A 13,098-nucleotide genomic window follows, 5' to 3' on the forward strand; every position below is an offset into this window, starting at 1 on the left:
TTTCTCAAACAAAATCCGTTATTTGCAACTTTAAATACATAATTATAGCCAATATTGTTTATAAAATCACTATTTTGCAAAAAAAGAAAGCATCCATGAGAAATAAACTACTGTTATTTTCTTTCCTATCCCTTATAGGAAGTAAAGCAATTGCGCAAGATTTCAACCAAAAGAGTATTTTTAAACTTCCCGAAAGTGAAGTGGTAAACGACTTTAATCTTTACTTGGATACGAGATATGATTATAAAAATGTCTTCACTCCTACCCAAACAGAACTAAGTCAATTTCAAGTGAATCAAACAAGGATTTACTTAACAACTAAATTGTTCAATAAGGTTGATTTTAATTTTCGATATAGTTTTAATGCGAAAGAAAGTAAAGACGCATTAGAGTTTGCCTTCCTGGAATATCATATCAATGACAACTGGGCAATCTCAGCAGGTAAACTATTTACAAACTGGGGGTCTTTTGATATTGATTACAATGGTGCAGAATTATACATGTACACCATTGTGACAAATGATATTGAAGTATACAGCCCTGGGGTAAATTTCATGTACTATATGAATAAACATAAATTTACTTTCCAGATAAGTAGTCCTACAGAAGTTTTTACAACTCCAGAATATAAAAATAAGGCGTATTCTTATATGTTATTGTGGGAAGGAAAACTATTCAATGACAAATTAAGAACCAGATACGGCTACTCTTTGATGCAACATGATAGTTCAAAATACTATAATTGGGCTACAATCGGTAATCAGCTTCACTTAGGGAAATGGATTTTTGAATCAGATTGGATTTATGGAACAAGAAACTTAAACTATAGTGACTTGGTAAATATTGAAGATATTGGCGTATCTGAAGTTAGAGATAATTCATTTGCTCTAAGTGCTAAATACAAGATCAATAAATTTGTTCCCTATATTAGAGGTATTTACAACAAAAGGAAAGATTTAACCAATAACTATGCTTATTCTCAAGTCAACCTTCAAGCAGCTTTAGAATACTATCCTTTACAAGATCAAAACCTCTTTAAGGATTTAAGGTTATTTACAGCCTATATATACCAAAACCAAAGTTTTGAAAGAGAATTATCACATCTCTCCGATCAACACGAAAATCAAATCGTAGCAGGAATAAGATGGTTAATCCCTATGGTAAGAAAATAAAACAAGAAAGGAATAAGAGTTAAACTCTTGTTCCTTTTTTGTTTTAGTACTTTAACTATTAGAAAAAAAGGAATAAAGACAATCTTTTTTATTGAGAAATGATTCCATTGTTCCTTAATTACTTATTTATGGACATTATTTAGCACTTTTATGCAACACTTCTAATTTTTAGTAATAATTTATACAATTTTATACCATTGATAGCAACAATATATATTTTTTAGTAATTTTATATTCGTAATTCTTAATCTTAATTGAGAAAAGTAGAATAGTATGAAAAAGATACCCCGTTTTAATAGTTGCGATTTATTAGATCAAGAAAACATTGCTCAGGATTGCGTTATTTTCGATTTGCAACACGTTTTATCATTGAGAAACAATGTTGTCTCTGTCGCACATAAGCACTTGTTTTATCAAATCCTTTTCATAACGGGGGGTGAAGGAGAACACTTTATAGACTATAAAAACTACAATGTAAAGAAAGGAGATCTATTTTTCATCAATCCTGGCCAAGTACACCGTTGGGATTTTAACGAACACACCCAAGGTTTCATCATTAACTTTACAAAGGATTTTTTTGCTTCGTTTCTATCAGATAGCCAGTTTATCGATAATCTGCCTTTCTTTCGATTAGATATAGACAATGAATCTCTATTGAGTATTGACAGTTACTATTCTACTATACTAAATATTTTTGACAAGATAAATTACGAAGTACACCTTCAAAAAGGAACAGATCAAAATCTGATACGCGTTTACTTACTTGAGCTTTTCTTACTTTGTAAAAAGCACTATGAACACGATGATAATTTTACTTATAGTCAGTTGCAACCAAGTAACCTTGTCAAGCAATTTGAATATTTGGTAGAAAAACACTTTTATGAGTTGCGTTTTCCAAAAGAATATGCCGAATTACTATATGTCACACCAAATTACTTAAATGCTGTCTGTCAAAAAGTAAGAGGTCAATCAGCGGGAGAACTAATTAGAGGAAGAATACTTCTTGAAAGCAAAAGACTCTTAGTCAATACAAATATGTCTGCAAGTGAAATTGCCTATAAACTAAGTTTTAAAGACAATTCGTATTTTTCGCGTTTCTTTAAAAAGTATGTTGGTGTAGCACCAGATGAATATAGAAAATCATAAAAAAACAAGGCTTATAACGATGATTATAAGCCTTGTTTTTTATTGCTATCAATACACTATTTTAGTAATTACCTTTTGATTTTTATAGATTTATATCCTCAATAATTGTTGGTAATACCCTTTATTATGAATGTTCTTATGGCACATTCCATTGTACAGTAGGATTGTACCACAAAGCACCTTGGTTTACTTCCAAAGGTGAATCAAAATTATTTGTATACAAAGCTCCTGTTCCCAAGCCTTGCGGCAAGCTATTTTTAAGTGTAAAAGTCCATTGTGCAATAGCATTCAAACCAATATTACTTTCTAAGGCAGAGGTAATCCACCATCCTATATTTCGCTCTTGAGCTAAAGCAATCCATTCCTCACTACCTCTATAACCGCCAACTAAACTTGGTTTTAAGATAATGTATTGAGGTTTAAGCTCATCTAACAACCTCGCTTTATCTTCTATGTTAATCACCCCTATCAATTCTTCATCTAAAGCAATAGGCAAAGGAGTCTTTTTACATAACTCTGCCATTTGCTCATACTGACGTTGCTTAATAGGCTGCTCAATACTGTGCAATTTGAATTCAGACAATACTTCTAACTTTTCCAAGGCCTCTAAAGGCGTAAATCCTCCGTTAGCGTCAACTCTTAATTCAATCTCTTTTTCAGAGAAATGCGATCGAATATAGCGCAGTAAATCAACTTCTTTTTCAAAATCAATTGCCCCTATCTTCAGCTTAACGCATTTGAATCCAGCATTTAATTTCTCGTCAATCTGCTCTTTCATATACTCGTGCTCACCCATCCAAATTAAGCCGTTTATGTCAATGGCCTTTCTTCCCTCAGTAAAAGCAGATGGAAAAAGAATAAAAGGATCTGAAGCTTCAAGTGATAAGAAAGCTTGCTCAACTCCAAACTGTATAGACGGCCATTCTCTTAGTTGTTCCCATAACACCTCTTTACCTAAAGCTATATTTTCAACTACCCATTGGAGTTTTTCTTCATATCCTAATCGGTCATCAAAACTAAGAGAGCGCAGTATCCCGCACTCTCCTATTCCAATTTTGTTATTTTCCTTAATTCTAAGCAACCATGTTTCTTTTTGGGTAAGAATACCCCTCGAGGTACCTGATGGTCTCTTAAAATCTAAAATATAGCGTTCATACGATGCTTCTATCATAAACTACAAAGTTAGGCTCTCTCCAATAGCCAATAACATTAAATCTTTTCCTTTCTCAAAGAACTTCTTCTTAGCTTCTTCGTGATCTATCTCGATATAACCAAAAGTATCAAAGTGATAACCCATAACTTTGTCACAACCTACAAAATCAGAAGCAATTACCGCTTCATCAATATCCATAGTAAAGTTGCTTCCAATAGGTAAAATAGCTAAATCCAATTGTGTAAAAAGAGGAATTAATTTCATGTCCATTGTCAAAGAAGTATCTCCAGCGATATAGACATTCTTGTTCTTGCTCTCTATCACGAATCCCCCTGGTTGTCCCCCATAGCTACCATCTGGAAAAGAACTCGAGTGAATAGCAGGCGTGTACTTTACTTTTCCAAACTCAAATGTCCAACTACCACCGTGGTTCATCGGATGAGCTTGCAACCCTTTTGCCTCAAAATGGCCGGCAATTTCCGCATTTGACACCACTACAACATCGGGATTATTCTTCGCAATCAACTCTACATCTGCGATGTGATCTCCATGCGCGTGCGTTAAAAGAATGTAATCTGCTTTGATAGCATTAACGTCAATTTGTTTAGCTGCAGGCAAAGGATTACCCGTAATAAATGGGTCAACAATTATATTGATATCATCAATCGTTATACCTAAGCAAGCATGTCCGAAGTAAGTAATTTTCATATTCTAATTATTTTAAAGGATTAAAGCTAAAGAAAATAAAACGGAAACAAAAAAAGTTGATAAAGCAACTATCTTCATTTGTGAGTCTAATTCTTTTGGCAAGGTGTTATTCTTAACAAATATCAAGTGTTTTATAAATGGAATATAAGCGACGATAAAGAAGTATTGATAATAAGAAAAGTTGGAATACAATGCGTATACAATAAATGCTATTAGGGCAAATACAATAATAAAATAATGATATTGCTTTGCTCCTGATCGACCTAATTTTACTGCAAGTGTATTTTTACCAACAAGCTTATCTGAATCTAAATCACGCATATTATTAATATTCAACACAGCAATACTCAAATTTCCCACAGCTAATGCTGGTAGGATTACCCAGTAGCTAAAAACTTGACCGTACAAATAGAAACTACCGAGTACACTTACAAGCCCAAAGAAAATGAATACAAATAAGTCTCCTAATCCTTTATATCCATAAGCTCCTGAACCAACAGTATATTTAATTGCCGCAGCGACACAGCTAACTCCTAAAACAAAGAAGAAAAGAGAGGTAAGAAAATTATCTTTTCCAAACGATATGTAAATCAAAACTAAAGCTGATAGTAGAGATAGTAAAGAGGTTACGATTACCCCTTTCTTCATTTGAGCAGCTGACAACAACCCACTTTGCACAGCGCGTTGTGGTCCTACACGCGTTTCATTATCAGTTCCCTTGACACCATCTCCGTAATCATTAGCAAAATTTGATAGTATCTGCAATAAAAGCGTTGTCAATATTGCGAATAAAAATATGCTAAGAAAATTAGCATTGGAAGTAAAAAAAGGGAAAGCACATGCTGACCCAACAATAATACCCGAAACAGAGAGCGGTAGTGTTCTCAATCTTGCAGCGTTAATCCACGCTTTCATTTTTGTCATAAATTCAAATTTAACTAAGCAGCGATTTTGAAAAATCATTTTAACTGCACACAAAAATAAAGAGAATTTATGACATCTATTCCTTAGTATCCAACGGAAATTAAATATACTCCGATTATAGGTATCCTTGTTTTTTAAGTTTTAAATATTTGCTGGGTTTAGCAAATGTATAATAAAGTGCAAGTAGAGGATTACACCCTCTAATTGTAAACAAAATAGTGTGCTCATCTTTAATCTCAAAAACGATAGCATTGGATGAGTTCCAATCTATTTTTCCACTCAAAATATGTTTTCCTGGAGCAACATCAAATGTTACTTCTTCACCATTTGAAATAGAACATAACTTTTCACCATCTAAAAAAATAATATAATTTCTATGTCTATCTACTATAGCCTTTTTTCTCTTAAGAACAATTTTAGCCATTATCTGTAATCTTAGTTATAAGTACTATAAAGGTAATGGTAAATCGTAAGGTGTACAAAATAATAGGCTATTAATAAGGCTTCGATATACACTGTCATTACAAGTGACTACTTAATGTTAAACTTTAAGTAAAAACAATATTTAGTTTAGTGTGTATTGATTGACTTTTTTACATCAAAAAGTACTTATTTACACTGATAACTTTTAGTTATAACAAAACATAACTACTTGATTTTAAAAATAAAAACATGCTTTATATAAAGTTAAATTATAAGTGTTAAAATTGAATATTTGAAGTATTTATTTGCTTTAAAAAGCAAGTGTTTTAGAAGAAAATTACAAGGTTTTTACAAACATAACTAATACAGACACCACAAATATTCTATATATTTTTTTCGAAGTATACATTTAAATGAACACTTTAATACTCCAAATTTCAAGTGCTGTACTCCTACTTTTACCGATAACAAACTCCATAATTCACTTTCAAATTAGCTGAACAAAACATAATAAAAGAAGTTTTACTCAACGTTTCATTTCATTGATAAAGACATCTTCTCTGCATACCTTCCAGTAAACAAACCTTTATTATGTCCGAAAAATACATTATAAATCATATTAAATTACTTCTTAAAAAAAAGTATTACAGCTTTCACAACCCCTTATTTAATAAAAGTACCTTTAGTCTAAAATGAAGAAATGCGATTAGTATTCTTTCGCCAATACTCCCCCATGCCCATTCATTAAAACACACCTTATCACAAAAAAAGAGCACTTAATTCACATGAATAAAGTGCTCTTATATCTTACTAATTATTACCTATTAAGGAATCCATTTCTTAGGGAAATTAGGTTTTCTCTTTTCAAGGAATGCATTTCTTCCTTCAATTGCCTCATCAGTCATATAGGCCAATCTTGTCGCTTCTCCAGCAAATACCTGTTGACCAACCATACCATCGTCAGTTAAGTTCATGGCAAACTTCAACATCTTAATTGATGTTGGTGATTTAGCTAACACTTCTTGAGCCCATTCATAAGCGGTATCTTCTAACTCTGCATGAGGAATCACTGCATTAACCATTCCCATCTCAAAAGCTTCTTGAGCAGAGTAATTTCTACCCAAAAAGAATATTTCTCTCGCTTTCTTTTGACCTACCATCTTTGCAAGATAAGCAGAACCATATCCTCCATCAAAACTCGTTACATCTGCATCAGTTTGCTTAAATATAGCATGTTCTTTACTGGCTAATGTCATATCACATACAACGTGTAAACTGTGACCTCCACCTACTGCCCAACCTGGTACAACTGCAATAACCACTTTTGGCATAAAGCGAATCAAACGTTGAACTTCTAAAATATTTAATCGGTGCATACCATCATCTCCTACATATCCTTGATGCCCTCTTGCTTTTTGATCTCCTCCACTACAGAAAGAATACACTCCATCTTTTGGTGATGGTCCTTCTGCTGAAAGAAGTACTACCCCAATTGACGTATCCTCTTGTGCATCATAAAAAGCACGATATAGTTCGCTTGTTGTTTTTGGTCTAAAAGCATTGCGAACCTCTGGTCTATTAAATGCTATACGAGCAACTCCATCACATTTTTTATATGTAATATCCTCAAACTCGATAGCTGTTTCCCATTGTATCTTACTCATAATCTTTTGAATTTATCGTAAAAATAATCTATTTTTTGCATTATATTGCAAAACCAAAACATTATAAACCATGAAAAAACTCTTATTCTCTCTATCGTTATTTGCTTTAACGATAAGTATTCAAGCACAAGAATATGATTTTCAAACTATTATAGACCTCGACGCAACTCCTGTAATAAGCCAAGGAAATACTGGTACTTGTTGGAGTTTTAGCACATCTTCTTTTCTGGAGTCTGAAATAATCAGGAAAACGGGAAAGTTTATTGATATATCAGAAATGTACACCGTGCGCAATGTCTATCCCAAGAAAATAGACAACTACATCACTCGTAAGGGGAAAACTCAATTTGGTGAGGGTGGACTTGCTCATGATGTAATCAACAGTATAAAAGAATACGGTATTGTTCCAAATGACGTGTTTTCTCCAGAGCAAACTAAGCAAGAATACGATCATAGTGAATTATTTAGAGTATTAAAAAGTACATTAGATGCTTATACTTCAAGCAGAAATACAATAAGTAATAATTGGAAACCAATTACTGAGTTTATCTTAGATACATATATAGGTAAAAATATTACTGAATTTACTTATGAAGGCAAGAAGTATACACCACAGACATTTATGGATATGCTAGGTATTAAAGCAGATGATTACATCACAATAACATCGTTTAAAAACCAAACTTACTACACTCCTTTTATTTTAAATATCCCAGATAATTTCTCAAATGGAAGTCTATACAACCTCCCATTAGATGAGTATATCGCTAATATTGACAACGCTTTAGATAAAGGTTATACCCTGTCTCTTGACTGTGATGTTTCAGAAATTACTTTTAATGCTAAAAACGGAATCGCATTTATCCCTTCATCAAAAGATGATAACAGTAAGGGACTAACAGAAATCGTAGAAGAAAAGACAATTACGGAAGAATCCCGCTTACAAGACTTTTATAGTTATCAAACACAAGATGATCATTTAATGCACATAATTGGAAAAGTAAAAGATCAAAAAGGCAATATCTATTATAAAGTAAAGAACTCTTGGGGAAATAATACTGAACGCATTGGCAATGACGGCTATATTTATATGAGTACTGCTTATATGAAACTTAAATCAATATCAGTACTATTGCACAAGGAGGCATTACAAAAACAAACTTTAAAAAACTTAAACATTAAATAACAACAGTTGTTTAATGGATTTACCAATTAGTTTAATACACTTAATTGGTTACAGCTAATTATAAAATGACAAACAAAAACAAACTAACAATAACCTTACTTTCTTCACTTTTAATTATTTCTTGTCAAACTAAAGTGAAAGAAAAAGACTTAGCACTAAACACTTCAATCATACAAGAACATAGTATATATGAAGAAAACCCATATCTCGTTGAATTTGACAAACTATCTCCAAGTTATATCCTATCAAAAGCAAATGAGGTAGAAGACTTTTATATTAAAAACATAAAGAAATCTGGATATACAGGAAGCTTCTTAGTGGCTAAGAACGGGCAAATAATATATGAAGATTACTCTGGATTTGCGAATAAAAGAAATGCAGAACAGATAACTGAAAACACCCCTATTCACGTTGCTTCAGTAGGTAAAGTAGTTACTGCTGTTACTATTATGCGACTTATCGATATGGGAAAACTTGAACTTGATCAAAGTGTAAGTGAAATTATAGAAGGATTTCCCTATCCAGAAATCACAGTAAAAACGCTATTATCACATCGCAGTGGATTGCGTTATTATGGTTATTATGGAGAAGTATGGAGTTATAAAACACCTATTAAAAACCAAGACGTCATTGACATTATTAAATCTGAAAAAGTAGACTTGGATTTCAGTCCAAATACCAGATTTTCATATAGTAATACAAATTACGTTGTATTAGCAAGTATAGTCGAAAAAGTTACTAATAAGACTTTTCGCGAAGCTGTAAGAGAACTAATATTTGATCCTCTAGAGATGAAAAATAGTTTTGTCTTTGATGATTTAGACAAGAAAAACGACGTAACTCAATCATATAAAAGCAATTACACTCCAATGCATTGGGATTATATGGATAGCACTTATGGGGATAAAAATATTTATGTTACCCCAAGAGATTTTCTTAAATTAGATACAGCTTTATATTCCGAAACATTCTTAAGTGAAAAGTTAAGAAAACAAATGTTTCAAGGATATAGTTTTGAAAATAAAGGAGTAAGAAATTACGGTTTAGGATTTAGACTCATCGAAATGACAAATGGAGATACATTCACGTATCACAATGGTTGGTGGAGAGGTAACACTTCATCTTATATTCGACTTGAAAAAGACAATGTGTGTATTATTTTATTTTCAAACAAATATTCGAAATTAACATACAAAACAGTTGATTTATCTCATCATTTTGGAGATTATCCTGTGGGTAATTTAGAACTATAGTTATGAAAGGATTAAAAGACATTTTAGGCATTAAGTACGATCTTGGTCAAGCTCCAATGCTTGGCGTAGCAACCCCAGAAATGGTTGCTGCAATTGCGAACCAAGGAGGTTTAGGAACCTTACCTTTAGGTGGCCTTCCCCCTGCTGTATGTGACAAACTGCTAACAAAGACTAAGGAGTTAACAGACAAACCATTTGCTATAAATATCTTTTTACATCCAATAATAAAAGAAAATAAGGAGGATATTGCTTCTATGCAAACAACCTTAAAGACAATCTGCAAGGACAACAATATCCCCTATGAAGAAATACCACACTTTATTCAACCAACCTACCACCCAATATTAGAAGTAGTATTAAAACACAACATCAAAATCATAACTTTTACTTTTGGTTGTTTTACAAAAGAAGAAATTGAGCTTTTACATAAACAGCATATATTTTTAATAGGTACAGCAACAACTGTAGAAGAAGCAAAATATTTACAAGATCACAAAATAGATGCAATCGTCTTACAAGGAATTGAAGCAGGTGGGCATAGAGGTAGTTTTCTGAGTGATAATATAGAAGACAACTTACCCCTAAATCAACTTTTTGATTGTGTAAGAAAAGAAGGAGTGAATATTCCGTTGATTGTAACAGGAGGGCTATTCACTGGCAAACAAGCCAAAGATTATTTTAATCGAGGCGCGAGCTTTGCTACTTTCGGTTCTCTTTTTATAACGGCTACCGAGAGCAATGCAATGGAATATCAAAAGGATTTACTATCCAAAGGTACTGCAGTTGAAACCAAGTTTACAAAGGCCTTCTCAGGCAAATGGGCTCGTGGAATTATCAATGACTTTATGACACAAGTAGATAACTCAAAAAGCCCCATTCCAGACTTTCCTTTTCAAAATATTTTAACACAAAATATTCGATTTTTTGCAAAACAGAAAAATCTTTATAATTTTAACTCACTTTGGTGTGGGATAAACGCGCATCATGCAACAAGAAAAGATACAAAAGATATTTTCAATAAACTGATTACAGAATTCTATGAGCAATAACTTTCAATATAGGTTTTTAAATAATGTGGATTTTACTGAACTGGTAGAAGTCTTTAATGCTTCATTTGGTGATTACACAATACCTATGCACCTAACTAAAGAAGAGTTAGAAACCAAAATTAAAGCAGAAGGTATTCAACTAAGTGATTCTATTGGAGTTTATTCAAACAAAAAATTAGTAGCCTTTATCCTTCACGGAAGGAACAATTACAAGCTATATAATGCTGCTACTGGTGTACTCCCTGAATTTAGAGGTAATAATCTTACTACAAAAATGTACGACTATGCCTTACCTATATTTAGAAGTTTTGATATTAAGAAAATTTCATTAGAAGTAATCACTTCTAATGAAACTGCATCTAAAACCTATAGAAAGATTGGCTTTAAAAAATGGCGAAACTTGAATTGCCTAAAAGGAAATACTAAATTACAAGTAGTAGACGAAAATATTGTCAATAATACTGAAATCAAGAATATTTCTTATTACGAATATCTAATCTACTATGCTGAAAAAGATGTTCTACCTTCATGGCAAAACAATGAGTTTTGTATCTCAAACAACGAACGCAATCTCACGCTTAAAAAGATTGTTTTCGAAGGGCAACCAGTGGGATATATCATCGTAAATACTACAAAGAATAAGATACTACAACTCTGGGTAAAAGAAGGGTTTAGACGAAAAGGATTTGCCTCTCTCCTAATAAAAGATACCATAGGAGATAACAAAGAGTTTTTTGTCACTAATATTGACGCACAAAACTTTGGTGTAAATATGTTCTTTAAATCAATTGGAGGAATAGAATTTTTAGAACAACATGAAATGGAATTATATTTAAAATAAAACAAAAGGCGATCTATAAAATCGCCTTTTGTTTTATTTACAAATATCTCCCAAACAGATACGAAGTCATACTTAAAGAACCTCCGACATATTTGTCATTGAATATCTCAATTTCATCTTTTTGATCCACAAGACCAAGCGTATATAGTAATGGATAATAATGATCAGGAGTAGGAATAGCTAATTTAGTAGCATGTCCCAAACCTTGATGATCTACTAAGACCTTAAAATTCCTATCTAAAATTGACTTTTTAATCAATTCATTACTTTCGATAGACCAATCAAAAGCATAATTATCTGTATCCATATTCTTCCAATCTATCATTCTGAGATTGTGAACAATATTTCCACTTCCTATTATCAAAACTCCTTTATTTCGCAAATCACTTAACTCACTACCCAATTTATAATGAAATTCACCACCCTGGTAGTAATCAATACTCAATTGCACTACAGGAATATTTGCCAAGGGATACATTCTACGCAACACAGACCAACTCCCGTGATCCAATCCCCAATCCATATCTTCTTGAACAGTAGTACTCCTTACTATATGCTGAACCTCCTCTGCTAATAAGGGTGAACCATCAGTAGGATATTCAATATCAAACAACGCTTGGGGAAATCCACCAAAGTCATGTATGGTTTGAAGCTTTTGACTTGCTGTCACATAGGTTCCCTTCGTGAGCCAATGTGCAGATATAACTAATATTGCTCTTGGAATAGGCAATTTACTACTCAATTGTTTCCAAGTAACTGAGAATTCATTTTCTTCAATCGCATTCATAGGAGAACCATGCCCTATAAACAACACAGGCATTCTTCCTCCTATATCAGGAAGCCGCATCAATTGGTTAATGACCTCTTTGTCCTGATACATAATTATTCTCCTAAGATCTTTTTAATATCTCTATTGTCGCCATAGACAACCATGATATCCCCTTTATTCAAAACAGTATCGTAGTTGGCTATACCCTGAACTTCGTGTATTTTGCGATGTATACCCAAAAAGTTCTTTTCCTCTCTCACTTTAAGTGTCGTTAAAACAACAAGATTGTAGTTTGTACGAAAGGCAATTTCACCTAAAGTTTTACCGGCAAATCGATCCGAAACCGTGATCTCTACTATACTATAACGACCATTAATTTCATACGAATCTACCACTCCCTTTATACATAATTTCTTAGCCCATCGCTCTGCTGTTTCTTCCTCTGGGTGCACTATTTCATCAACTCCAATTGCCTGTAACACATTTTCATGCAAAGGAGTAATAGCACGACTAATTAATCTTTTGACATTGAGATTTTTCAACACAGCAGTAGTCATAATATTCGCACCTTGGTCCTCCCCAATAGCTACGATTACAATATCTGTATTCGCTAATGGCAATCCCGCCATCATATATTGATCCGTCGAATCCAAACATATTGTATGTGAAATCTTATCTTTATAAGAATCTACACGTGTCATATTTTTATCAATACCGATAACTTCATTTCCTTGCTCTGTTAGCTTTTGTGCTAATGAAGCTCCAAAATTCCCTAATCCTACAATAATATATTTCATAATTCTCAAATTC

General features: G+C 32.8%; 13 protein-coding genes. 6 read left to right on the top strand and 7 right to left on the bottom strand.

All coding sequences use genetic code 11. The features are described from left to right. The first annotated feature begins 95 nt into the window (after positions 1 to 95). Positions 96 to 1,172 (top strand): porin, encoded by a 1,077-nt coding sequence (locus NWE55_RS15600; RefSeq protein WP_155092531.1) that lies wholly within the window; start codon positions 96 to 98, stop codon positions 1,170 to 1,172. 273 nt (positions 1,173 to 1,445) lie between these two features. Continuing rightward, a complete protein-coding gene (locus NWE55_RS15605) occupies positions 1,446 to 2,318 on the top strand; it encodes a helix-turn-helix domain-containing protein (RefSeq protein ID WP_155092532.1) in 873 nt (290 codons plus the stop codon). Between the two features lie 136 nt (positions 2,319 to 2,454). Here the strand turns inward: NWE55_RS15605 and NWE55_RS15610 are convergent, their stop codons facing one another. From NWE55_RS15610 to NWE55_RS15630, 5 genes are all read right to left on the bottom strand, one after another. Beyond that, on the bottom strand, positions 2,455 to 3,486 hold the full coding sequence (locus tag NWE55_RS15610) for an o-succinylbenzoate synthase (protein ID WP_160339973.1): 1,032 nt from the start codon (positions 3,484 to 3,486) through the stop codon (positions 2,455 to 2,457). Positions 3,487 to 3,492: 6 nt separating this feature from the next. Further along, a complete protein-coding gene (locus tag NWE55_RS15615) occupies positions 3,493 to 4,179 on the bottom strand; it encodes a metal-dependent hydrolase (RefSeq protein ID WP_155092534.1) in 687 nt (228 codons plus the stop codon). Between the two features lie 12 nt (positions 4,180 to 4,191). Continuing rightward, on the bottom strand, positions 4,192 to 5,103 hold the full coding sequence (gene menA / locus NWE55_RS15620) for a 1,4-dihydroxy-2-naphthoate octaprenyltransferase (RefSeq protein WP_155092535.1): 912 nt from the start codon (positions 5,101 to 5,103) through the stop codon (positions 4,192 to 4,194). Between the two features lie 115 nt (positions 5,104 to 5,218). Continuing rightward, positions 5,219 to 5,527, bottom strand: coding sequence for a hypothetical protein (locus NWE55_RS15625; RefSeq protein WP_155092536.1), 309 nt, complete (start codon positions 5,525 to 5,527; stop codon positions 5,219 to 5,221). 823 nt (positions 5,528 to 6,350) lie between these two features. Beyond that, the gene (locus tag NWE55_RS15630) at positions 6,351 to 7,190 is read right to left on the bottom strand and encodes a 1,4-dihydroxy-2-naphthoyl-CoA synthase (protein ID WP_006258825.1); all 840 of its coding nucleotides are present in this window, start codon (positions 7,188 to 7,190) and stop codon (positions 6,351 to 6,353) included. 70 nt (positions 7,191 to 7,260) lie between these two features. Here NWE55_RS15630 and NWE55_RS15635 point away from each other — a divergent pair, with 70 nt between their 5' ends. From NWE55_RS15635 to NWE55_RS15650, 4 genes are all read left to right on the top strand, one after another. Next, positions 7,261 to 8,376 (top strand): C1 family peptidase, encoded by a 1,116-nt coding sequence (locus NWE55_RS15635; protein WP_160339117.1) that lies wholly within the window; start codon positions 7,261 to 7,263, stop codon positions 8,374 to 8,376. Between the two features lie 65 nt (positions 8,377 to 8,441). Then, on the top strand, positions 8,442 to 9,629 hold the full coding sequence (locus NWE55_RS15640; protein WP_155092538.1) for a serine hydrolase domain-containing protein: 1,188 nt from the start codon (positions 8,442 to 8,444) through the stop codon (positions 9,627 to 9,629). Positions 9,630 to 9,631: 2 nt separating this feature from the next. Beyond that, positions 9,632 to 10,678: an NAD(P)H-dependent flavin oxidoreductase gene (locus NWE55_RS15645; RefSeq protein ID WP_160339116.1), complete on the top strand. Its 1,047-nt coding sequence runs from the start codon at positions 9,632 to 9,634 to the stop codon at positions 10,676 to 10,678. Then, the gene (locus NWE55_RS15650; RefSeq protein ID WP_258204389.1) at positions 10,668 to 11,519 is read left to right on the top strand and encodes a GNAT family N-acetyltransferase; all 852 of its coding nucleotides are present in this window, start codon (positions 10,668 to 10,670) and stop codon (positions 11,517 to 11,519) included. The genes NWE55_RS15645 and NWE55_RS15650 overlap by 11 nt, the downstream gene beginning before the upstream one ends. 37 nt (positions 11,520 to 11,556) lie before the next feature. Here the strand turns inward: NWE55_RS15650 and ygiD are convergent, their stop codons facing one another. After that, entirely contained in the window at positions 11,557 to 12,399 is an 843-nt protein-coding gene (gene ygiD, locus NWE55_RS15655; RefSeq protein ID WP_258204390.1) for a 4,5-DOPA-extradiol-dioxygenase, read from the bottom strand. 2 nt (positions 12,400 to 12,401) lie between these two features. Beyond that, positions 12,402 to 13,085 carry a potassium channel family protein gene (locus NWE55_RS15660; protein WP_155092542.1) on the bottom strand — a complete coding sequence of 228 codons (684 nt, stop codon included), beginning with the start codon at positions 13,083 to 13,085 and terminating at the stop codon, positions 12,402 to 12,404. Positions 13,086 to 13,098 lie beyond the last annotated feature (13 nt).

Source organism: Myroides albus (assembly GCF_024722315.1).
Lineage (GTDB): Bacteria > Bacteroidota > Bacteroidia > Flavobacteriales > Flavobacteriaceae > Flavobacterium > Flavobacterium album_A.

Excerpts from the sequence above, each read along its gene's own strand:
- NWE55_RS15615 (WP_155092534.1), bottom strand. The coding sequence starts at position 4,179 with ATGAAAATTACTTACTTCGGACATGCTTGCTTAGGTATAACGATTGAT.
- NWE55_RS15600 (WP_155092531.1), top strand. The coding sequence starts at position 96 with ATGAGAAATAAACTACTGTTATTTTCTTTCCTATCCCTTATAGGAAGT.
- menA (WP_155092535.1), bottom strand. The coding sequence starts at position 5,103 with ATGACAAAAATGAAAGCGTGGATTAACGCTGCAAGATTGAGAACACTA.
- NWE55_RS15645 (WP_160339116.1), top strand. The coding sequence starts at position 9,632 with ATGAAAGGATTAAAAGACATTTTAGGCATTAAGTACGATCTTGGTCAA.
- NWE55_RS15630 (WP_006258825.1), bottom strand. The coding sequence starts at position 7,190 with ATGAGTAAGATACAATGGGAAACAGCTATCGAGTTTGAGGATATTACA.
- NWE55_RS15640 (WP_155092538.1), top strand. The coding sequence starts at position 8,442 with ATGACAAACAAAAACAAACTAACAATAACCTTACTTTCTTCACTTTTA.
- NWE55_RS15660 (WP_155092542.1), bottom strand. The coding sequence starts at position 13,085 with ATGAAATATATTATTGTAGGATTAGGGAATTTTGGAGCTTCATTAGCA.
- NWE55_RS15635 (WP_160339117.1), top strand. The coding sequence starts at position 7,261 with ATGAAAAAACTCTTATTCTCTCTATCGTTATTTGCTTTAACGATAAGT.
- NWE55_RS15625 (WP_155092536.1), bottom strand. The coding sequence starts at position 5,527 with ATGGCTAAAATTGTTCTTAAGAGAAAAAAGGCTATAGTAGATAGACAT.
- ygiD (WP_258204390.1), bottom strand. The coding sequence starts at position 12,399 with ATGTATCAGGACAAAGAGGTCATTAACCAATTGATGCGGCTTCCTGAT.
- NWE55_RS15650 (WP_258204389.1), top strand. The coding sequence starts at position 10,668 with ATGAGCAATAACTTTCAATATAGGTTTTTAAATAATGTGGATTTTACT.
- NWE55_RS15605 (WP_155092532.1), top strand. The coding sequence starts at position 1,446 with ATGAAAAAGATACCCCGTTTTAATAGTTGCGATTTATTAGATCAAGAA.